At 60.5% G+C, this 20491-nt stretch carries 18 protein-coding genes; 7 read left to right on the top strand and 11 right to left on the bottom strand.

Going from position 1 to position 20491, the window contains the following annotated elements; all coding sequences use genetic code 11:
- Positions 1-51: 51 nt before the first annotated feature.
- The 4 genes from U0004_RS19760 to U0004_RS19745 all read right to left on the bottom strand — a co-directional run bounded on the left by U0004_RS19760 (position 52) and on the right by U0004_RS19745 (position 3774).
- Complete coding sequence (locus tag U0004_RS19760) at positions 52-1662, bottom strand: GDYXXLXY domain-containing protein (protein WP_167468682.1); 1611 nt, start codon at positions 1660-1662, stop codon at positions 52-54.
- Positions 1659-2618 (bottom strand): DUF2157 domain-containing protein, encoded by a 960-nt coding sequence (locus U0004_RS19755; protein ID WP_070258033.1) that lies wholly within the window; start codon positions 2616-2618, stop codon positions 1659-1661. Before U0004_RS19755 ends, U0004_RS19760 begins: the two co-directional genes overlap by 4 nt.
- A gap of 298 nt (positions 2619-2916) precedes the next feature.
- The gene (locus U0004_RS19750; RefSeq protein ID WP_070258035.1) at positions 2917-3249 is read right to left on the bottom strand and encodes a hypothetical protein; all 333 of its coding nucleotides are present in this window, start codon (positions 3247-3249) and stop codon (positions 2917-2919) included.
- 216 nt (positions 3250-3465) lie between these two features.
- The gene (locus tag U0004_RS19745) at positions 3466-3774 is read right to left on the bottom strand and encodes a hypothetical protein (RefSeq protein ID WP_034783132.1); all 309 of its coding nucleotides are present in this window, start codon (positions 3772-3774) and stop codon (positions 3466-3468) included.
- Positions 3775-3987: 213 nt separating this feature from the next.
- Between U0004_RS19745 and ligD the strand changes: the two genes are divergently transcribed.
- Complete coding sequence (ligD, locus tag U0004_RS19740) at positions 3988-6486, top strand: DNA ligase D (protein WP_070258037.1); 2499 nt, start codon at positions 3988-3990, stop codon at positions 6484-6486.
- On the opposite strand, the gene U0004_RS19735 is transcribed toward ligD, so the two are convergent.
- The 3 genes from U0004_RS19735 to U0004_RS19725 all read right to left on the bottom strand — a co-directional run bounded on the left by U0004_RS19735 (position 6470) and on the right by U0004_RS19725 (position 10759).
- Positions 6470-8791, bottom strand: coding sequence for a PAS domain S-box protein (locus U0004_RS19735; protein WP_070258039.1), 2322 nt, complete (start codon positions 8789-8791; stop codon positions 6470-6472). The two genes, ligD and U0004_RS19735, sit on opposite strands and share 17 nt — an antisense overlap.
- A 105-nt stretch (positions 8792-8896) precedes the next feature.
- A complete protein-coding gene (gene ku, locus U0004_RS19730; RefSeq protein ID WP_070258041.1) occupies positions 8897-9769 on the bottom strand; it encodes a non-homologous end joining protein Ku in 873 nt (290 codons plus the stop codon).
- A 3-nt stretch (positions 9770-9772) separates the two neighbouring features.
- Complete coding sequence (locus U0004_RS19725; RefSeq protein WP_070258043.1) at positions 9773-10759, bottom strand: SDR family oxidoreductase; 987 nt, start codon at positions 10757-10759, stop codon at positions 9773-9775.
- 127 nt (positions 10760-10886) lie between these two features.
- On the opposite strand from U0004_RS19725, the gene U0004_RS19720 reads away from it, so the two are divergent.
- The 6 genes from U0004_RS19720 to U0004_RS19695 all read left to right on the top strand — a co-directional run bounded on the left by U0004_RS19720 (position 10887) and on the right by U0004_RS19695 (position 14357).
- Positions 10887-11456: a TetR/AcrR family transcriptional regulator gene (locus U0004_RS19720; RefSeq protein WP_070258152.1), complete on the top strand. Its 570-nt coding sequence runs from the start codon at positions 10887-10889 to the stop codon at positions 11454-11456.
- 67 nt (positions 11457-11523) lie between these two features.
- Entirely contained in the window at positions 11524-13164 is a 1641-nt protein-coding gene (locus tag U0004_RS19715) for a SulP family inorganic anion transporter (RefSeq protein WP_070258045.1), read from the top strand.
- Positions 13161-13550, top strand: a complete 390-nt coding sequence (locus U0004_RS19710; RefSeq protein WP_081345769.1) for an Imm1 family immunity protein — start codon at positions 13161-13163, stop codon at positions 13548-13550. The genes U0004_RS19715 and U0004_RS19710 overlap by 4 nt, the downstream gene beginning before the upstream one ends.
- Before the next feature lies 1 nt (position 13551).
- The gene (locus U0004_RS19705; protein ID WP_070258047.1) at positions 13552-13824 is read left to right on the top strand and encodes a hypothetical protein; all 273 of its coding nucleotides are present in this window, start codon (positions 13552-13554) and stop codon (positions 13822-13824) included.
- On the top strand, positions 13814-14191 hold the full coding sequence (locus U0004_RS19700) for a DUF2750 domain-containing protein (protein ID WP_070258048.1): 378 nt from the start codon (positions 13814-13816) through the stop codon (positions 14189-14191). The genes U0004_RS19705 and U0004_RS19700 overlap by 11 nt, the downstream gene beginning before the upstream one ends.
- The gene (locus U0004_RS19695; RefSeq protein WP_139144227.1) at positions 14169-14357 is read left to right on the top strand and encodes a hypothetical protein; all 189 of its coding nucleotides are present in this window, start codon (positions 14169-14171) and stop codon (positions 14355-14357) included. The genes U0004_RS19700 and U0004_RS19695 overlap by 23 nt, the downstream gene beginning before the upstream one ends.
- 4 nt (positions 14358-14361) lie before the next feature.
- On the opposite strand, the gene U0004_RS19690 is transcribed toward U0004_RS19695, so the two are convergent.
- The 4 genes from U0004_RS19690 to U0004_RS19675 all read right to left on the bottom strand — a co-directional run bounded on the left by U0004_RS19690 (position 14362) and on the right by U0004_RS19675 (position 20482).
- Positions 14362-14841 (bottom strand): GNAT family N-acetyltransferase, encoded by a 480-nt coding sequence (locus U0004_RS19690; protein ID WP_070258051.1) that lies wholly within the window; start codon positions 14839-14841, stop codon positions 14362-14364.
- 65 nt (positions 14842-14906) lie between these two features.
- Positions 14907-16034, bottom strand: a complete 1128-nt coding sequence (locus tag U0004_RS19685) for a T6SS immunity protein Tli4 family protein (RefSeq protein WP_231958066.1) — start codon at positions 16032-16034, stop codon at positions 14907-14909.
- Positions 16035-16037: 3 nt separating this feature from the next.
- Positions 16038-17891: an esterase/lipase family protein gene (locus tag U0004_RS19680; RefSeq protein ID WP_071653717.1), complete on the bottom strand. Its 1854-nt coding sequence runs from the start codon at positions 17889-17891 to the stop codon at positions 16038-16040.
- On the bottom strand, positions 17888-20482 hold the full coding sequence (locus U0004_RS19675; RefSeq protein ID WP_070258053.1) for a type VI secretion system Vgr family protein: 2595 nt from the start codon (positions 20480-20482) through the stop codon (positions 17888-17890). The genes U0004_RS19680 and U0004_RS19675 overlap by 4 nt, the downstream gene beginning before the upstream one ends.
- Positions 20483-20491 lie beyond the last annotated feature (9 nt).

Here is a 20491-nt window from a genome sequence, read left to right as displayed (position 1 = left end):
TCCCCTGCCTGTTTGATGAAGTTTGCATACAACGGGCACGCTGGTGTTTCCTCACAGCGCCTGCAAATCCTTGCCGCGCAAATTCACGAGAATGATTTTTCCGTTAGGCATGACGCGGAATTCACCGTAACGGGCTTGCCACCAGCGTTCGCCGTTGCCCTCCTTGAAAAACCATGCGTTGCTGGCCATGACCAAGCGTGAATTTTTGCGATGTATTTCGATCAGAAATTCATTGGATGCCAAAGTCTCGTCCTGGTGCAAGCGCAGCATCGTGCCGATGTTGCGGGCATCGCGTGTGGCGACTATTCTAAGGGGTGTCTGATAGGCGTAGTTAATGTCACTGGATGTGTCGTTGAAAAAATTCAAGCTCATGTAATCGCCTTGCATCAACGAGCGTGGATCGAGGATCCTCAATTCAAAGAAGACTGGCTGTCCATTTTTGATCAGCTGCTCGCGGTTCCAGATGGCTGCATTGCCGATAATCAGCACAGAGAGCAACGTTGCGGCAACAGCCATGCCGGACCGTGCCGGGTGTGTGGCAAGCGTTTGGCTTCCAATTACTGTCTTTGCCATGCTGCGCGCCGCCAGCAACGCGCATGCGCCCAGCAAGACGCCGATGGCGGCCAGCATTGCGGCTTTTTCCATCAGCAGCCAGTTCGGGTTGTAATAAACGCTGCCAAGGATCCAGGCAGCGGCAAGCCCGGCTACCATGGACAGCGAGCGCCTTCCGGTAGCCAGGCTGACGGCGAGTATCAGCAAGACCGGTCCCAATGCCGGCAAGTACCAGGCCAGGATGGCCAGCACCAGTGCCAGGATGGCGCTCAGAGTTCGGCGCAAGCCTGGCCAGGCGCACAGCAGCAACGCGGCAGCTACGAGGGCCAGGAGGCTTGACTCTCTGCCCCAGTAGTTACCCGGGAGGCCATTGTCACGAGCCTTGAACAGGTCTTGTGCGAGCACGCCTATCCAGCCCGTATTATCCATGATGGCACTTATCAGGAAGGCCATTCCTGACCACAGGCAGAAGCCAGCCAGCATGCACAGTGCCCAGCCCGACGATATGGCCGCGAGCGCGTCCGCGCTTCCCTGGTCGTCTGGTTTGTTAAACACGGCGTACTGTACATACGTTAGAAACAGCCAGATTGCCAGTACCGTGAGGCCGGCTTCGAACAACATGTCCGAGGTAAGACTGTGCTCATGCAGCCAGTCCACGCCATGCGGTAACTGTGCGAGCACCAGCAGGGCGCAGGTTGGTGCGGCAAGCAGGGTGCGCAGCCACGCGATCGGTAGCAGGATGGCCATGGCAAGCACGAACAGCGCCAAAAGGGCAGCGGCCACGTTCGTGTTCAGGTCGCGGAATAAGGAAAATCCCAGCAGTAGCAGGCCAGCAATGATCGCTGGCGCTGCGAATTGCTGGATGAAGAAGTAGCGTTTAAGGCTGCGAACCCCCAGCACGGTACAAGCAAGGAGCAGGGTGCCGGCGATATAGCCGGCCTGCCCTTCGATCAGTCGATCTTGCGCATACAAGGCGAACGCGAATGTCAGGGGGATTGCCGCCAGCCAGGCGCCGATAGCGATGAGCATCTGCAGCGGCCATGGCATGCCTGTTGAAGCTGAACGTGCCATGCCTGGAGTCGCCTGGTGCACGTCGAGGCGGGCGTTCATGCACTTACCTCGGTGTGATGCAGTTGATGCCGCCATAGCAGCCAGTAGCCCGTCGTTGCCAGCATGCCGGCCGCAGTGAGCCCCACAAAGATCAGTACTGCTGGCAGATCACCATCGGATAAAAGAACGGCCAACCATGTCGTCAGGATGGTATTGGCACCCAGGGCGATGATGCTGTGGCAGATCACATCATGAAAGCGTGGCAGGAGCAGGACGAGTATTGCTGTCAGCACGAGCAGCAGCGGCAGACCGTATGTCGGTTTCGAATCGAGCAGCAAGCCCAGGGCGATGGTGCCTGCCATCAGCGTGGTCAACGCGATGGCCATGCGTAGTGGCCAGGCGCCCGCGCCCGTCCAGCGTGCCATGAAGGGTGTCATCGCTCCGCATAGCGTTACCGAGATTAGTAAGCTGGCCGCATAGTGACCCATGTACATTGCATCGATGTCCCAGCGATAGGTTGCCATGTCGGACAGCCATAAGGTGGAGGCGCTGAAGCTGACCAGTATCCAGGGTATCCACAGCACATCGCTGCGCGTCGCCAGACACAAGGGCATGGCAGCGATGGCCCAGGCGGCGAATAATTGCCAGGGATCGCTACTCGTCTGGTAGGTCTGGCTGAAATACCCGAATAGGGCGCCCATGAACAGCATGGCCGTCAAGAGCATGGGTGTCCTGGCTGTCGTCGAACGAAAGCCGATTAGACCGCTGCCTGCAAACAGGGTTTGTAACAGCAGGAAATGGCTGGCGCGGCCAAAAAGATCCCAGTTGGCCGCTACCCACAAAATCAGACTCAAACCCAGCATGGCGGCGGCCAGCAGCGCTGTAATCCGCAGTAGCCAGTGGGCGACGTGTGGTGGTTCCCCAGCCAATCCATTTGGCCCCGGCGGAGATGCTCGCTGCCCTTTTTCGACTCTTGGATGGGATGAGAATCGGGATACGGCGCAGCGTAGGTTCATCGGCAGCTTTCAAGTTGGTACGGCGTCGCGGATGCACGCATTCGCGTGCCGCCTCAGCGGGGTGGGGCAGCGAATAAGCGGAGTTTGGAATAACAGTTCTGATGAAGGATAGCCTGAATGTGCATGATGCCGAACTTGGCCAGGCGATGAAGTTTTGCTGCCGCGCAAGAATTGTGTCAATAACATGCGCAGCAAAAAATATGGACAAAAAAAGGACAGCCGAAGCTGTCCCTGGATTTCGAAGTGGCAACGCTGGCGCAGACCTGGCGGACGCGCTTGCGTGACTACACCATCGCGCTTATTTTGCCGGCGTGGCAGCAACTGCTGCGTCTGCTTTGGCCGCATCCGCTTTCACTTTGGCTTTGCTGGCCTTGTGATGGGCCTTGGCCTTGGTGGCTTTTGCGTCGGCCTTGGCGCTGGCCACATCGGCTTTCGCATCGGCGGCGACGACCGCTTCCTTGGCATCGGCTTTCACGACGGCCTTGGTTTCCTTGGCTTCAGCCTTGGCCACGGCTTTCGTGTGGGCCGCTTCCGCCTTGGCGGGAACCGATGCTGCGGGAGCGGCAGGGGTTTGGGCGAAGGCTGCGGTAGCGAACAGGCCGGCGATCAGGGTAACAATTGCTTTTTTCATGGTGCAGTCCTCGGTGGTGGTTTGTCTGGTGTGCCGGGATGATTCCCGTGTCACTGAGCAGAAAACGCGGCCCGGAAGGTAATGGTTGACCTGGTTTACACTTTCTTACAATCAGGTGATTTGAGCGACGTTAATTGAAGAAGAAGGAGTGAAAATGCAAAAAGACAGCCGAAGCTGTCTTTTTGCATGGTGCCTCCCGCCATGGCGGGATGGCGATTACTTCGCTGCTGCGGTCGCTTCAGCCTTGTCTTCGGCGGCTTTTGCCTTGGCCTTGGTGGCTTTGTGATGGGCTTTGGCCTTGGTGGCTTTGGCGTCGGCCTTGGCGCTAGCCACATCGGCTTTCGCATCGGCGGCGACGGCGGCTTCTTTCGCATCGGCTTTCACGACGGCCTTGGTTTCCTTGGCTTCTGCTTTTGCCACTTCCTTGGTGTGCTTGGCTTCGGCCTTGGCAGGCACGGCTGGCGTTTGAGCAAAGGCTGCGGTAGCGAACAAGCCGGCGATCAGAGTAGCGATTACTTTTTTCATGGTGCAGTTCCTCGAGAAGTGGGGTTGTAGTTCAGGAGATGCATTTCCCCTGTCACTGAGGCAAAAACGCGCCGTACGGCAATAGCGTTGACAGCGATTCGGGCTAATTACAAACACTTACATTTGCCGGGGCAGGTACTCTGTTAGCTGGCGTACCGCGCCAGGGACGGCAGCGGCCTAGACTCGATGCCATCGTCACCGCATGGGTCCGCCATGAAAGCCGCCTTGAAAACCTATCAAGCCAAGCGCAATTTCGCCGCCACGCCCGAGCCTGCGGATGGCGGCGAGGAAGCGGGCGAGGCGCTCACCTTCGTTATCCAGAAGCACTGGGCCAGTCGTTTGCACTATGACTTTCGCCTGGAACTGGACGGCACGATGAAAAGCTGGGCCGTGCCGAAAGGGCCCAGCTACGACCCGCGCGACAAGCGCATGGCGGTGCAGGTGGAAGACCATCCGATTGCGTATGCCGGTTTTGAAGGCACGATCCCCGAAAAGCAGTATGGCGCGGGCAAGGTCATCATCTGGGACAAGGGGACGTGGCAAGCCCAGCCGGCCACGCCTGATGCGCGCAAGGCGCTGGCGGCCGGCGAGCTGAAATTGACCCTGCATGGCCACAAGATGCATGGCAACTGGGTGCTGGTGCGCATGAAAGGCAAGGGCGATAAACGCAGCGCGAAGCAGCCTGCCTGGCTGCTGATCAAGGAAAAGGACGCATTTGCCCGGCCGGCACTGGAATTTTCCGTCGTGGACGAGTTTCCCGACAGCGTCAAGAACAAGGCCATGCCCAAGCGCAAGAAGAGCGCGGACGGCTCCGCAGCGCCGGATGCCGATTTGCCCGCCACCCTGTCGCCGCAGCTGGCTACCCTGGTCGATGCGCCGCCGCCAGACGCGCAGCAGTGGCTTTTCGAAGTGAAATTCGACGGTTACCGCATCCTTGCGCGTTGCGATGGCGAACGGATCAATTTGATCACGCGCAATGGCAATGACTGGACGGAAAAACTGCCGAAGCTGCGGCAGGCGCTGGAACAGTTGAGTTTGCCGCCAGGCTGGTATGACGGTGAAATAGTCGTCAACGACGCCAGCGGCCACCCGGATTTTGGCGCCTTGCAGCGCGCGTTCGATGCGGAAACGACCAGCGAGATCGTGTATCACCTGTTCGACGTGGCGTTTTTCGATGGCCACGATCTGCGGGGCCAGCCTGTCGAGGCGCGCAGGGCGTTGCTGGAACAGTTACTGCAGAGCTTGCCAGCGTCGCCCCTGGTGCGCTTCAGCGCCGCGCTAGAGGCGACGCCGCAGCAGATACTGGCCCACGCCTGCCGGCTGGGGCTGGAAGGCGTGATCGGCAAGCGGCGCGGTTCGCCCTACGTCTCGCGGCGCTCGGGCGACTGGATCAAGCTCAAATGCGGGCTGCGCCAGGAATTCGTCATCGGCGGCTATACGGCGCCGCAGGGCGCGCGCGAAGGCATCGGTTCTTTGTTGCTGGGCGTGCATGATGACCAGGGCAGGCTGCTCTATGCGGGCAATGTGGGTAGCGGCTTCGACGATGCCAGCCTGCGCGAATTGCGGCGCCGGCTTGACGCCCTGGCAGCCGGGACGAGTCCGTTCGCAGGCAAGGCGGGCGGCGTGCGCCAGCCCATCTGGGTCAAGCCGCAACTGGTGGCCGAAGTGAGCTTTGCGCAATGGACCAGCGGTGGCGCCGTGCGCCATGCCGTGTTTCACGGCTTGCGCGAGGATAAACGGCCAGCCGCCATCGTGCGCGAGCGGGCGCAGCGAATCGACAGGGAGAAGACGATGCAGAGCAAATTCACGCCGGACGGCGCCTTGCCGGCCAGTTTCAAGGTCAGCCATGCGGACCGGGTGATCGACCGGGACAGTGGCGCGACGAAGATCGACCTGGTGCGCTACTACGCGCTGGTGGGCAAGCTGATGCTCGTGCACTTGCGCGGGCGGCCCGTGTCGCTGGTACGCGCGCCGGCCGGCGTGGGCGGCGAGCTGTTTTTCCAGAAGCATGCGGACACGTCCAGCATGCCCGGCGTCAAACAGCTCGATCCCGGCCTCGACCCGGAGCATGCCTGCATGCTGGAAGTGGCCAGCGCACAGGGCTTATTGTCTGCGGCGCAGTGGAATGTGGTGGAATTTCACACGCAAAACGCCCTGGCCAGCGCCTATGACACGCCGAACCGCCTGGTGTTCGACCTGGACCCGGGCAAGGGCGTGGCCTGGCCCGCCATCCGCGAGGCGGCCGTATTGCTGCGTGCCTTCCTGACGGAGCTGGGACTGCCCGCCTGGCTGAAAACCAGCGGCGGCAAGGGCTTGCATGTGGTCGTGCCGATCCGCCCGAAACACGATTGGGATACGGTCAAAGCGTTTTCGCAAGCCATCGTGGCGCACATGGCGCAGCTCATTCCGCAGCGCTTCGTCCTGAAAAGCGGCCCCGCCAACCGCGTCGGCAAGATTTTCATCGATTATTTGCGCAATGGCCGGGGCGCCACCACCGTATGCGCGTGGTCTGCCCGCACGCGGTCGGGGCTGGGCATTTCCGTGCCGCTGGCCTGGGACGAGCTCGACAAACTGAAGGCGGGCGATCAGTGGAACGTGGGCAATGTCCACAGCCGTCTCGACGTGGGCAACGCGCCATGGGACGGCTACGCGCGCAGCGCGAAGGGCATCGATGCGGCGATGAAAAAGCTGGCCTTTACTCCTCCGGCTTGAACGGCAGGACGGCGCGCGCCAGCTGCAGCGCTTCCTCGATGGCCGCGTTAAGCAGGGTGATCTCGACGGGCTTGGTCAGGTAGCGAAAAAAACCCGCGGCCAGGCCATGCCGGATATCGCCCTTCATGGCGTTGGCCGTCAAGGCGATGACGGGGATGTGCGCCGTGCGCGTATCGTTGCGCAGGATGCGCTGCGCCTGGTTGCCATTCATGCCGGGCAAGTTGATATCCATCAGGATCACGTCGGGGCGGCGTTCCAGCGCCAGCGCGATACCCTGGCGGGCGTCGGTGGCCGAGATCATGCGCAGATGGGGCAGGAAGCTGACGATATCTTCCACCAGCCGCAGGCTGGCCGGATTGTCTTCCACATACAGCAGCAGGGCCTGGCCGCCGGCATCGTCCCGGACGTCGCAGGCGGGTTCGGGCAGGTATTCCGGCTGCCGGTTGGCGGGCGGGGCGGTCATGGTGTCGAGTTCGATCCAGAACACGCTGCCCACGCCGATGCAGCTGTGCACGCCCATGCTGCCGCCCATCAGCTCAACCAGGCGCTTGGTGACGACCAGGCCGATGCCGGTGCCTTCCTCGCTGCCTGCCTCCTGTCCCAGGCGGTTGAATGGCTGGAACAGTTCCGCCATCTGCGTCTCATCCAGTCCCTTGCCCGTGTCGCGGATGGCGATGCGCACGCGCTGCGCCCCGGGCTGCGACACTTCCAGCTCTACCTTGCCGGCCGGACGGTTGTACTTGATGGCGTTTGACAGCAGGTTCAGCAGCACTTGCTTGAGGCGCGTATGGTCGGCCCTGAGCGTCAGCGCCTCGCAGGCTGGAAACACCAGGTGAATCTGGCGCTGCTGCGCCTGTTCTTCCACCATGACGCGCACTTCCTCGAGCAGCACGGGCAGCGCCACCGCTTCCATCGACAGGCTCAGGCTGCCTGATTCGATCTTCGCCAGGTCGAGGATTTCATTGATCAGGGTGAGCAGATGGCGGCCCGAGGTGACGATGTTTTGCACGAAAGCGCGTTTTTGCAGCACGGTCGCGGGCAGGGCTTCATTGGCCAGCAGCTGGGCGAAGCCGAGGATGGCGTTCAGCGGCGTGCGCAATTCATGCGACATGCTGGTAAGAAAGCGGTCCTTCGCCTGGCTGGCCCGTTCCAGTTCGATTTTCTGTTCGTTCAGCGTGCGCTCGATGCGCTTGCGCTCCGTGATGTCGCGGATAGCCGACGAGACCAGCACGCCTTCCTCCGTTTCCAGCGGCGACAGGCTGATTTCGACGGGAAATTCGGTGCCATCGCGGCGCAAGCCATACAGTTCCAGGCCCGCGCCCATGGAGCGGGCGCGCGGCGCCGCGGAAAAGGACTGGCGGTGATGCGGATGATCGTGTGCATAGCGGGCCGGGATCAGCACTTCCACATTGCGCCCGAGCAACTCCGCGCGCGAATAGCCGAACAGGCGTTCCGTTTGCGAGTTGACGAGCACGATCTCGCCATCGCCGTTGACGATGACGATGGCGTCCGGCGCCGATTCAAGCAAGCCGCGGAACTTTTGCTCGGCCCGGCGGCGGTCGCTGACGTCGCGGATGGCGCTGATGACGAAGGTGCCGATCTCCGTCTGGATCGGCGACAGGCTGATTTCCACAGGGAATTCGACGTTGTCCTTGCGCAAGCCCAGCAATTCCAGGTCGGCGCCCATGGTGCGCGTGCGCGGCTGGTCGAAATAGCGCGCGCGGTGCCCCACGTGCGCATGGCGCAGGCGTTGCGGCAGCAGGCTATCGATTTGCCTGCCGCTCAATTCGCCTTCCGCATAGCCGAACAGGCGCTGCGCCTGCTGGTTGGCCAGCACGATGGCGCCCGTGGCATTGACCATGATGACGCTGTCCGGCGTGGACTCGAACAGCACGCGGTAGCGCACGTCGACGAACTGGGCGTCGCGCGCGGCCTTCAGCAAGGTCGTGTCCTTCATGGTGGAAATCAGGTAGCGGTGGCCGTCCGGCGCCGCGTGGGCGGCCTGGCATGCCACGTCGACGTAGATGAGCTCATCGTCCTTGCGCCGCCGCAGCGATTCGCGGTCGTAGCTGCCGTGCAAGGCCAGCTGCTCGTCGATCAGGGCGGGCGCTTCTGCCTGTCCCGGCAAGGAGATCAGTTCCCACAGCGTGCGGCCCAGCGCTTCGTCGCTGGCATAGCCGAAGATGCGCTGCGCCCCGGCTGTCCAGCGCACGACGGCATGCTCTTCGTTCGTGATGACAACGCCGCCAGGGGCGTTGCTGAGGATAAGCTGATCGAACTCGGCATCCATTTTTTCCGCACGCATGACAGGGCTTGCCGGGTGGCAGGCCTGTGCATAACGTAGCGAGAAGCTGGATCAAAGTCAATGCATTTATATGATGGCAGAGTCTCGCTAAGCGGGTGGGGTGGTTCAGGCCGCCTTGCGCCTGGCGGGCGGCTTGCGGGCGGCGGACGAGGTCGCGCGCTTGCGGGCCGGCGCGGCGGACGCTTTCTTGCCCAGGCTTTGCTGCAGCAGGGCGACCAGGTCGATCACGTTGTTGCCGTGCTCTTCTGCTGGCTCGGGCGCGGGCGGCGTGATGGTCTTGGTCTGCCTGGCCTTGATTTTCTTCTTGACCAGCGCCAGCACGTCTTCGCGGTAGCTGTCGTGGTATTGCCCAGGTTCCCACGCTTCGCTCATGCCTTCCACCAGCGACAGGGCCATCTTGAGTTCCTTGTCGGAAATGCCGGCCGATTTCAGGGTGCTGCCGGGCAAGTCCAGGTCGTCTGTGGGGCGGATTTCATCGGCGTAGCGCAGGGTGTTGAGCACGATGGCGTCGCCCACGCACACGAGTGCGCACAAATGCTGCTTGGTGCGCATGACCACGCTGGCGATGCCCACTTTGTTCGCCTTGCGCAAGGTTTCGCGCAGCAGCGCATAGACTTTTTCGCCGCCCTTGGCGGGCAGCAAATAATACGGGTGCTCGTAAAAGGTCAGCGGCACCTCAAGCGCATCGACAAAGGTCAGTATGTCGATGGTTTGCGTGGCCTTGACGTTGGCCTGCCTTAAATCTTCCTCGGACAGCACCACATACTCGTCCGTCTTGTATTCATAGCCCTTGATGATGTCGTCCCACTCGACTTCCTTGCCCGTCTTCTTGTTGTAGCGCTTGTAGCCGATGGGTGAAAAGTCGCGCCGGTCCAGCATGGACAAGTCCAGTTCATGGTCGAGACTGGCTGAAATCAGCTCGACGGGGATGTGCACAAGGCCGAAGCTGATGGCGCCTTTCCACAGTGCGCGCGCCATCGTCTAGTCCCCCACCGTGCCGGTGATGGGCAGGACGATGCCCGTGATGTAGCTGGAACAGGCGGGCGAGGCCAGGAAGACGTAGGCGGGCGACAGTTCTTCCGGCTGGGCCGGGCGGCGCATGTCCGTGCCCTGGCCGAATTTCTGGATGTCCTCTGGCGACTTGTCGGCCGGGTTGAGGGGCGTCCAGACGGGCCCGGGCGCGATGGCGTTCACGCGTATGCCCTTGTCCAGCAGGTTGCCGGCCAGCGCCATGGTAAACGCATGGATGGCACCCTTGGTGGTGGAATAGTCGAGCAAGTGCTTCGAGCCTTGCAAACCCGTCACGGAGCCCGTGTTGATGATGGACGCGCCCCGCTGCAAGTGGGGCAGGACGGCCTTGGCCATATGAAAGTAGCCGTAGACATTGGTTTTCATGGTGAGGTCGAAGCGTTCCTCGCTCAGGTCCAGCAAGGATTCCGCATGTTCCTGGAAGGCTGCGTTGTTGACCAGCACGTCGATGTGCGTGAATTTGTCCAGCACCTGGCTGACGGCTTGCTGGCAAAAGCCCTGGTCGCGCACGTCGCCGGCAATCAGGAGGCAGCTCTGTCCTTCCGCTTCCACGTAGCGCTTGGTTTCGTGGGCGTCCGCGTGTTCGTTCAGGTAAATGATGGCGACATCCGCCCCTTCGCGCGCGTACAGCACGGCCACGGCGCGGCCGATGCCGGAATCGCCGCCCGTGATGATGGCGACCATGCCGGCCAGCTTGCCGCTGCCGCAGTAGTCGGGCGCCAGGAAGCGGGGTTTCAATGCCATCTGTGCTTCAAGGCCGGGCTTGTCCAGGTGCTGGGCGGGCAGGGGAGGCGTCGGCTGGTTGCGGTGGCCTGTCTGCACGGGAGGCTTGCTTGCCTTGCCTTGCTTGGCGGCATCGCGCTGCTTGTCTTCCTGATCCTGCTCCTGCTGTATGCTGCGCTGCAAGTTACCGGCGGACTGGTCCTTGTTCTCGTTCATGCTGGCCTCCCTGGAAACGAAGATCCAGTATCGGCGCGGCAACCGCATCCAACGGTGCGCTTGCTAACAGAGTGGCGCAAACAGGCGTAAAGTTATATGATGGTTGACATAAATGTGGGAGGGCAGCATGAAGGTAAGCAGGGAACAGGCGGCGCTGAACCGCGAGCGCATCGTGGACGTGGCGGCCAGGTTGTTCCGCGAAAAGGGCTATGACGGCATCGGCGTGGCCGATTTGATGAAGAACGCGGGCCTGACGCATGGCGGCTTCTATGGCCATTTCGCGTCCAAGGAAGACTTGATGATCGAGGCGTGCCAGCATGCCCTGGAGAAATCGCTGGCAGGCTGGCAGGCAAAGGTCGCCAGCGACCCGCAGCGGGCGTTGCCGGCCATTATCGACAATTATTTGACCACCCGGCACCGCGACCAGCCCGGCGGTGGTTGCCCTGCGGCGGCCATGGGCGTCGACGTGGCGCGCATGTCGCCCGGCGCGCGTCCCGCGTTTACGGCGGCCACGCAGCAGCAGTTCGCCTTGCTGCAGGGTTTGCTGCCCGACGGCGCCCCGGAAGAGCGGCGCCAGCAGGCGATCGCCACGTTTGCCGCCATGGTGGGGGCCATGGTGCTGGCCCGTTCCGTCGATGACGAAGCCCTGTCGGCGGAAATCCTCGATGCCGTGAAGGCGCAATTGCTGCAAGAGTGAACGCGTTCCCCCTGTCAGCCGGCCGCGTCGCATGATAGGCTTCGGTTTTCAGATTTCGGGATCATCCATGCTGCTCTGGCTCAGGCAATACCGGCGTCCTCTGTTGGCCGGAGACATCACTGCCGGTATCGTTGTCGCCATGATGATGGTGCCGCAAGGCATGGCTTATGCGCTGGTGGCCGGCTTGCCGCCCGTGGTGGGCATCTACGCCAGCATCTTGCCGCCCGTGCTGTACGCCGTGTTCGGCAGCAGCATGACGCAATCGGTGGGCCCCATGGCCATCGTATCCCTGATGACGGCCGCCGCCCTGGCGCCGCTGGCCGACCCCGGCTCCTCCCTGTATATCGTCCTGGCCGCCCAGCTGGCCTTCATCAGCGGCCTCGTCCTGTTGCTGTGCGGCGTGCTGCGCCTGGGCTTCATGGCCAGCTTTTTGTCGCGCCCCGTGATCAGCGGTTTCAGCAATGGCGCCGCGATCCTGATCATCTGGGGCCAGATCACGCCCTTGCTGGGTGCCACCTGGCCCCACTGGCATACGCCCAGCCTCGTGCTTGGACTGTCCGGCCTGTTGTTCCTGTGGCTGGCCAAGCGTTATCTGTCGCGCCTGTTGCAGCGTTGCGGCCTGAACAAGGTGGCGGCCGACGTGGGCGCGCGCCTGGCGCCGATGGCGCTGGTGCTGGCCGGCATCGCGCTGGTCGCCTATGGCGGCCTGGAAGCGATGGGCGTGCAGACGACCGGTCACGTGCCCAGCGGCTTGCCGGGCCTGAACCTGGCTACCTCGAGCGCCCATTGGCGCACCCTGCTGTCGCCGGCGCTCCTGATCGCCTTCATCATCTTTTTGATGAGCATGTCCGCCGCCCAGACCCTGGCGCAAAAACGCGGTGAAAAGCTGCAGACCAACCGCGAACTGCTGGGGCTGGGCGCGGCCAACGTGGCCAGCGCGCTGTCGGGCGGCTTCCCCGTCACGGGCTCGATTTCCCGCTCGGCCGTCAATTTCCAGGCGGGCGCCAACACGCCCCTGGCCAGCATCATCACGGCCGGCCTGCTGGCGCTGGCGCTGGTGGCGCCCACGGGCTGGCTGGCCCTGCTGCCGCTGCCCGTTCTGGCGGCCACCATCATCTTTGCCGTCAGCAGCCTGCTGGATTGGGACACCTTGAAACTGTCGTGGCGCTACGACCGCAGCGATGCGCTGGCCCTGCTGGCGACGACGGCCGGCGTGCTGGTGCTGGGCGTGGAAGCGGGCGTGGTGATCGGCGTGCTGTTGTCGATGGGCACCCTGATCTGGCGCGCCAGCCGCCCGCACATCGCCGTGCTGGGCCGCATCCCGAATAGCGAGCACTTCCGCAACGTGGAGCGCTATGAGGCGCAGACCTTGCCGGACGTTTTGCTGTTGCGCATCGATGCGGGCCTGTTCTTCGGCAACGTCGAAGCCGTGACGGAGCGCGTGGAAGACGAGTTGCGCGGCCACCCGACGGCGCGCCACCTGGTGTTGGTGTTGTCGGCAGTCAACCAGATCGACAGCACGGCCTTGCTGGGCTTGATCGAACTCAACAGCGCGCTGATCAAGCGCGGCATCAGCCTGAACCTGGCCGAAGTGAAAGGGCCCGTGATGGACCGCCTGCGCCAGAGCAGTTTATTGCAAGACCTGAGCGGCAAGCTGTACCTGAGCACGGCCCTGGCGACGGCCGATCTAAGTGGGGAAAAAGCATGACGATGGAACTGAATCTGCACGGCGAGCCGCGCGTGGTGGATAGCATCCTTGCGCTGGAGCAAGCGCTGCAAGAGGCGCGCGCGCAGGCGCAGTGCGAGCTGTGGCTGACCTTGGCCACGGACGCGGAGCAGGGCCCGGCCCTGTGCATGTTGCGCAATGGCGGCAATGCCTGGCTGATGTATCTGTCGGGCCAGGACGACCTGAGTTTTCACTCGCTGGGCGACGAGGAGGCAGACGGTGCCTGCAGCTATCTGCTGTCGAATGGCCAGGTGGACGAGTATCCCGAGGCATGGTGCGTGGAGGTGGAACAATGCCAGCGGGCATTTGCCGAGTTTTTCAGGACGGGCGGCGCGCGGCCGGCCGCCATCGCGTGGGAGGCGGATTGAGATGCCGCAAACCATCATCGCCGATATCGACCGGGACTTGCTGGCCGCGCTGGACGCGAGGGCAGGGTTGCTCACGCTGCGCGCCATCCTGCTGCGTTACAAGGCCAGCGGCGTGACGGCCGCGCAAGTGGCGGCCTTGCTGCAGGAACTGCGCCCGCCTATGGAGGACGGGCCGCTGGAAGACGTGATACTGGACGCCCTCGACATGGTGACGGGCTGGTGCACGCCGCAGCTGCGGGTATGGGACGGGGCAGGAGACGAGCATGCATCCTGAAAAGTTCAAGCAGGTGGCGGGGCTGCCGTCCGCCGAACGCCATGCCTACTTTGTGCGCAAGGCAGCCGATACGCAAGAAGTGTGGGGCTTGTACCGCGATGGCTGGGCCACGGCGCAAGTCGACGGCAAGGTTGCCATCCCGTTCTGGCCGGAAGCCGCGTTTGCGCAGGCGTGCGCCAGCGGCGAATGGGAACATTTTCAGCCGCGCGCCATCGCGCTCGGCGATTTCCTGGCCAAGTGGCTGCCCGGTATGAACCAGAATGGCCAGCTGGCTTTCGTCTTCCCTGTACCGCAAGGCAGCGCCAGCATCGCGGCGTCGGCTGATTTACTGAGGGATTTGCAACATGAATCAGAGCAATATGAATGAGGGCAAGGAACGCCTGGACGCCTGGTACGACGGCTCGGCGATTTGTCTGATCGCCGTCGGCGCGCAAGGCGACCCGCTGGACCTGGGCGGCGATGAAGTGCGCGCCCTGATCGCGAAGCTGCAGCACTGCCTGGCCGAGTCCGAGGCGGGCGCGGTGCCCGACTGACGGTTCAGGCGGGCGTTAACGCCTTTTCCATCGCCACGCTGGACAGGCTGATGCCGCTCGGGTGCGCATATGCTTGCTCGCGCAAGGCTGTAAAGCCGGCAGCCGCGTAAAACGGCACGGCATTGAGCGACGCGGACAGGTGCAGACGCGCAATGCCGCGCCCGCGCGCCAGTTGCTCCAGCGCCGCCAGCAGGCGCTTGCCGATGCCCAGGCCCGCAAGGGCCGGATCGACAAAGACGGCATCGACTTCCTGCTTGTCCGCATCGAGCATGGCGTAGCCGGCAATGATATCTCCCTGCATCGCCACGATGCCGCCGCCTGCTGCCAGCATGGCGGCATACGCAGGCGGCACGGGCGAGGCCGTCCACGCGGCGATTTGCTCCGGCGCATAGTGCGTGGCGCAACTGACGCGCACGGCCACCGTGCGCAGCGCCCACAGGGCGTCGATGTCAAAGGGCAGGGCGGGGCGCAGGGTGATGGTCATGGCGGCTTTCCAGGAAAAAGATCATGCTAGCGCAATGGCTTGCACGGCGCCAGCATGCCTTCTTGTCACTGCGTTGGCTTATCCGGATCGATATAGTAAGAACCGGGAGGCGCGCCCGGCACTTTCACCCTGAACTTCAAGCCGGACAGCAGTTTGTCCCACAAGGCGATGGCCTCTTCGTCGGTCAGCGACGCGGCTTCGGCGGCGCCGACCATGTTGTGGGCGACTTTGGTGTACATGGATGCTTCCAATACCGCTGGATAGGCGATATCTCCTGGCGTGCCCACCAGTGTCCATTCGAAATCGTGCACGCCATCGGTGCGCCGTATCAACGATTCCTCGCCATGCCAGTGCTGCACGTCACGCTTGCCCTCGCGTAGCAGTGTGCGAGCGGGATAATTCTTGCCTTGCTGGTCTTTCGCCTGCTGGATACGAGCAAGTAATGATAATTCTCCACGTACTTTTGCATCATATTCGGCAGGAGGATAGTCACCGTAGGCATCTTTATTCGCGGTGATGGAAAAAGTCACGTCTGGAAAGCTGGGGAAATACAAGCCTGCATCCGCCATTTCCTGACTATCATATTTGTTGTCGCTCATGAAGCCATTTTTGACGCAATAACCAGGTTCCTTGGGAACTTCATTTTCATCGCGCAGACGTAAATTATTAGCGCGGACCATTTGATTTCGTTTGGAATCTGCTATTGTTTCACCTTTTCGTGTTGATCCGTCAAGAATAAATATATGGCTTCCTTTTATAACGTAGGTCTTGAAGATTAAACGTCCACCTTCTTTGGAGAATTCTCCGTCATAGTATTGAAGTTGCCAGCTATTTTCTATTGGACCTTTTTCATTGTATATAATTTCAGAGGTTGGATCATTTTTTTTTATTTTTTCAATTTCTTCTGCTATGCGTTCGTTTTTTTCTGTTATTCCGCCTGGTATGCTCTTGATTTCCGAAAGAATTGTTGTTCCTCCTGATATGAGTTGTGCTTCTTGTGGAACCTCTAGGGCATAGCGCCCGAAGCATACAATTTTTGTTTTTAAAAATAGCGCATCCAGGCGTTTGCTGAGTTTGAAATTTTCAGGCATTATGGTCTCCTTGTCTGAATTTTGTTTCGCGTGGGCGGATAGGAAAGTCATCGCAATAACTGTGATCGTGAGGAAAATTGTTTTCTTTATTTTATTATTCATGGCTTAATCCCATTTTGCCGTCTTGGCAATTTGTACGATGGAATACAGCATGGATGCCATTACATTTGTATCGGCATAGCTGTTCTGGTGGTCATAACCGTTCGCTTCCGCCCTGCCATGTATGAACAGTGTGCCTGTGATGTGCCGTGCAGAACGGTCTGACGGTACCGTTCCATCACCGCGTGCACTGGCTGGCTGTAGCTTTAATTTTAAGTTTTTCCCTCCGGCTTGAACCAGGAGTTGCCCCTTGCTATCATCTTCAAGTAATTTCCATTTTTCAGGTAGCGGCTCAAATTTATTCCATGGATCATTTGAACCACCGTGAAGACCGTCAATTAATTTAAATACGACGTCGCCGTAACTTAAAAAATTTCGGGAAGCGCAATAGCTTGCATAAGTGTTTGGGTGGAAATTTTTCTCTATGGACGATAGAAATTTTGAGGCGTATGTTATTCTCTCCATTGTTCTTTCTATACCCCCACCTTTTTCATAAGGGAGGTCTGCGGGGTTTACCCATTTTGGGTTGATTAGCCTCCACCACGCATTGGCGGGTTGAAGGTAAATGCTTTCCAGTGCAGTGGCTTTATCGCGAGGCCAGCTCCATAAAACTTTATCCTGTGCATCTACAATTTTCAGCCAATCTTGGCCATATGCTGCACCTGGCAACATTTCCAGTGGCGCCGGTGCGTTTGCCAGAATGGCGGTAGCATGTACACCGTTGATGCCTAAAATGCTGGCTTCTATTTCTGCTATAGAACCTTCTCTTTCTTGAAAACCAAAACGCATGCGTTTATATGCCCCTGCGGCGCCAATGGTTGGCATCACGTTGTGATAAATGCCCAGAATTTTCACATCTTTATCATCAAGCATCTTTCCATAGCTGGGATGTATCAATGCACGGGCCAGCAAGCCCCCCATGCTATGTGTGACGATGATGACTTCGTTACATTTGAATCCGCGTTGCTGGTAGCCTTTGACAAGGCCGCGTAGTCGCTCTGCAATAGTGACGGCGGATACCCCATTGCTCTTGATAAAGTTATAACCCATCGCATGCACTGGATACCAGCAAGGAGAAATTTTCTTTAAATCGCTGACGGTAATGGCTTTCCCAGATGACGCGCCAAAATTTTCTGGATCTTGCAAAAGCAGTGCGCCAAGGCCATTTGTTTGACGCCAGACAGGATGTGGCTTACCGTCGGAAATCATGTTATTGAGATGCAATTCGGCAGCCCGCAACATTGTTCCGTACGCACCAGCAAATAACACTTCACTCCATCCTCGCCAACGGGCTATTTGTGCTGGGCTTTGATATGAGCAGGCTTTACCTTGATTCGGGCGTGATGTTGTCGCTATCCTGTTCGTTCCCATCAGAGGAGGAATGGGGGTAAAGCTGTCAGGCACATTTTGATGCCGCGCATCCGCGGCTTTGGTTTCCGCACCATCTGGATCGAAGCGGCTGTTGCTTTCGGTGTAATGGTAGTACTCGACTTCGGTTTCAGTGGGATCAAATACCAATTGACGCTGCCGTGGCGACGCATCTTTGAACCAGCCACCCAAGCCGTTGCCTGTGAGGACAGCTGTCTTGCCTCCAGCCCCCATCATATCGTCCGGCCGCCAAGCCCGATTGTCTGGACGGCGCAATTCTTCTTGGCGAACCTTGCTCATCCTTAGATTGCTGCCCATCACGCCTGGTAGGAAGATGACAGGAATGACTTTGCCTGGCGGGACGGTGACGTCATGTCGGGCGGTATCTTTTGTTTCAGTCATCGAAACAGCGAGTTCTGCCCACCCTCCCACGCCTTGACTAAACTTTGCAGGATGATTGCCGCGGTTATTCAGGTCATCACATTTGCTCATGGCAGTTCTCCCTTATAGCGAATGATGTAGCTGTCCATGCCCGTGGATTTTTGTAGTTGCGTGGAACCGTCTTCCGCGCTTTTGCCGGCCATGTTGCCGTCATCGCGCAGGATTTCAAAAGCAAGGCCAACGGCCGGCGTATCGTCGGCATTCACCAGCAAGACCTCCTGATCAAATCCGCTGTGTGGCCGTTCATTGAATTCCTGCGACACGCTTTTCGGCGCCAGGGTTTCCAGGTTGCCGTTGAAGAGCACAGGGGAGGAGGTGAAGAACTGCACCTTGTCGCTGATTTCCAGCATGTGGTTGGCGCCGTGCAGGCGTACGCCTTTTTTGCCCTTGATGTTGACCCAGTCCGCTTCGCTGATCAGAGACAAGACTTTCTGGGCGAGGATTTCCACCTCGTCGCTGTGGGCCTGGATGGACACTTTGCCGCTGGCGGCGATCAGTTTCATGCCGGCCTTGTGCACGAACAGGCTGAAGGTCCTGGCAATGCTGGCAAACATGCTGTCGCCGCTGGCGAGTGAAATATGCTTGCTGCTGGTGAGCGCCACATGCTCGCTGGCGGCGAGGTGGATGGACTGGGCCGTGCTCAGCTCGATGCCGGCCGGGCTGGCCAGCAGCAAATGCGGTTCGGACAGTTCCGGGAAATCGCCGCCGGCGCCCTTGATTGCGGCGTTTTGCCGCTGGATGGACTCGGCGACGGCGCCTTGTTGTGCTGCGCTGTCTTGCGCGCCCGCGTCGACCGCCATGCCGGCCAAGCCTTGCTGCAGTTGACGTGCTTGCGCCAGACGGGCCTGTGTTTCGTCGAGTTGCTTGACGGAGCCGCCACCTGCCGGTGTTTCGGTGGTAATCAGCATGCCTTTGGCCGCGCGCAGGGCGCCCCAGGCGCTGCTGGCCAGTTCAAAGCCCACACCGCGCGCTTCCTTGCGGCCGGCATTGTCGTCGATGCGGGTGATGTTGCCCAGTGAAAGCCGGCTGTCCTGGTGTTCGCTGCGCAGCTGCGCCTGGATCGCACCCTTGGTATCGTCGAGCACGAGATGGTTGGCGCTGCGGGCGCCCAGTTCACGGCTGCGCAAGCCGGACAGGGCACGCTGCTGCGGCAGTTGCCACGGCGGCGGATTGGCGCTGTTGTAGACCACGCCGATGACGATAGGGTGGTCGATATTGCCGTCCTGGAATTGCACAACGACTTCCTGGCCCACGCGCGGCAAGGCGATGTGTCCCATTTGCGGACCCGCCATCGGCATCATGACGCGTATCCATGGCGAGCTGCGCTCATCGAATTCACCCAGACGATCCCAGTGAAACTGCAGGCGGATGCGTCCCAGTGCATCGGTATGGATTTCCTCTCCGGCCGGTCCGACCACCAGCGCCGTCTGCACACCGGCAACCACGCACGGTGTGCTGTTGTAGCCACGACCCGGCCGCCAGCGGATGTCCCGACGCACGCACACCAACTTGTTGACATAGTGGGAAGGTGTGCCAGGGCCAAGCTGATAATTATTGCTGGCGCTATGCACGACTGACAGGATCAGGTACTCGCGTTCGGCGATATTGTCCGGGCGCTCCTGGCCAGGCTGGCAGCGTTTTTCCTCGGCGCTGAAATGTCCATCGAGCCGGAAGCAAAGGCCAGGCTGTGCGCCACGGTGATTGCCGGCCGCCTCGAAATACTGGCGCAGATGGTCGCTTTCTTCCATGCGGCGTTGCGCCAGGGATTCTCCCTCGTCGATATTCTTATAGCCATAGGCGCCCGTGTTTTCATATAGCTCATGGGCAAATACATCACCCTGGCGATTCAGGGAGTAGCCGCTGGCAAGGCGCGGCTGGGGATTTTTATAGTCGAAACTGGCCAGTGTCATCTGCCCGGAGCCGATGCGGCGCACGGCTTGCCACTGTTGCAGGCCATCGTCTTCCATGGCACCCGATTCGGCGTGAAAACGCATGGCTCCGTCTCCGGACGCCGTGGCGACCATGTCCGCCAGGGTGCTGTTGTCCGCGAGCCACAGCGTATGGCCATCGGCGCGGTGTTCGTACCAGTAATGCCAGCCCAGCGCCTCCCAGCGCCGGTGCAGGTGGTTATAGTCGGTCTCATTGTGCTGGTTGGCGCAGGTGATCTGCGGATCGTCCCCATGGATGCTGGTTTTCCAGTCGCGCTGCTCGTAGTGTGCGAACGTTGTTTCGGTCAGCTGCATCACGCTTTGGCCATGAAAGGACACATTGTCCTGGCGCAGGCGGGCGAAGGCCAGCCATGGTTGCAGCACCATGCGGTACCACGCAAAGCCGCCATCGGCGCGCAGCAGGCAAAACTCGCCCACATAACCATTGAAGTGGCGCAGCGTGCCATCGTCGCGCACCATGGAAATGCTCACCATGCGGCCCATCATGGCCTTGAGCGCAATATGCGCGTCATCGGACAGCAGTTCGGCCTCGAAACGGAAGTCGCGCGACACCTCCTCCCTGGCAGTCAGCGAATTGACCAGCAGGATGGCGCCGGCTGGCCCATCTTCATGGGGGAAATCGATCTTCAGCAGGCGCCGTTCTTGCGCGGCGAGGTCGAAGGCCGATAGTGCCGCCTGGATGCTTGCATGCATGGCCTGCCT

Source organism: Janthinobacterium lividum (genome assembly GCF_034424625.1).
GTDB classification, from domain to species: domain Bacteria; phylum Pseudomonadota; class Gammaproteobacteria; order Burkholderiales; family Burkholderiaceae_D; genus Janthinobacterium; species Janthinobacterium lividum.
The sequence above is the reverse complement of the archived record's forward strand: the minus strand, read 5'-3'. Positions and strand labels throughout refer to the sequence as shown.

Excerpts from the sequence above, each read along its gene's own strand:
- U0004_RS19760 (WP_167468682.1), bottom strand. The coding sequence starts at position 1,662 with ATGAACGCCCGCCTCGACGTGCACCAGGCGACTCCAGGCATGGCACGT.
- U0004_RS19755 (WP_070258033.1), bottom strand. The coding sequence starts at position 2,618 with ATGAACCTACGCTGCGCCGTATCCCGATTCTCATCCCATCCAAGAGTC.
- U0004_RS19750 (WP_070258035.1), bottom strand. The coding sequence starts at position 3,249 with ATGAAAAAAGCAATTGTTACCCTGATCGCCGGCCTGTTCGCTACCGCA.
- U0004_RS19745 (WP_034783132.1), bottom strand. The coding sequence starts at position 3,774 with ATGAAAAAAGTAATCGCTACTCTGATCGCCGGCTTGTTCGCTACCGCA.
- ligD (WP_070258037.1), top strand. The coding sequence starts at position 3,988 with ATGAAAGCCGCCTTGAAAACCTATCAAGCCAAGCGCAATTTCGCCGCC.
- U0004_RS19735 (WP_070258039.1), bottom strand. The coding sequence starts at position 8,791 with ATGCGTGCGGAAAAAATGGATGCCGAGTTCGATCAGCTTATCCTCAGC.
- ku (WP_070258041.1), bottom strand. The coding sequence starts at position 9,769 with ATGGCGCGCGCACTGTGGAAAGGCGCCATCAGCTTCGGCCTTGTGCAC.
- U0004_RS19725 (WP_070258043.1), bottom strand. The coding sequence starts at position 10,759 with ATGAACGAGAACAAGGACCAGTCCGCCGGTAACTTGCAGCGCAGCATA.
- U0004_RS19720 (WP_070258152.1), top strand. The coding sequence starts at position 10,887 with ATGAAGGTAAGCAGGGAACAGGCGGCGCTGAACCGCGAGCGCATCGTG.
- U0004_RS19715 (WP_070258045.1), top strand. The coding sequence starts at position 11,524 with ATGCTGCTCTGGCTCAGGCAATACCGGCGTCCTCTGTTGGCCGGAGAC.
- U0004_RS19710 (WP_081345769.1), top strand. The coding sequence starts at position 13,161 with ATGACGATGGAACTGAATCTGCACGGCGAGCCGCGCGTGGTGGATAGC.
- U0004_RS19705 (WP_070258047.1), top strand. The coding sequence starts at position 13,552 with ATGCCGCAAACCATCATCGCCGATATCGACCGGGACTTGCTGGCCGCG.
- U0004_RS19700 (WP_070258048.1), top strand. The coding sequence starts at position 13,814 with ATGCATCCTGAAAAGTTCAAGCAGGTGGCGGGGCTGCCGTCCGCCGAA.
- U0004_RS19695 (WP_139144227.1), top strand. The coding sequence starts at position 14,169 with ATGAATCAGAGCAATATGAATGAGGGCAAGGAACGCCTGGACGCCTGG.
- U0004_RS19690 (WP_070258051.1), bottom strand. The coding sequence starts at position 14,841 with ATGACCATCACCCTGCGCCCCGCCCTGCCCTTTGACATCGACGCCCTG.
- U0004_RS19685 (WP_231958066.1), bottom strand. The coding sequence starts at position 16,034 with ATGAATAATAAAATAAAGAAAACAATTTTCCTCACGATCACAGTTATT.
- U0004_RS19680 (WP_071653717.1), bottom strand. The coding sequence starts at position 17,891 with ATGAGCAAATGTGATGACCTGAATAACCGCGGCAATCATCCTGCAAAG.
- U0004_RS19675 (WP_070258053.1), bottom strand. The coding sequence starts at position 20,482 with ATGCATGCAAGCATCCAGGCGGCACTATCGGCCTTCGACCTCGCCGCG.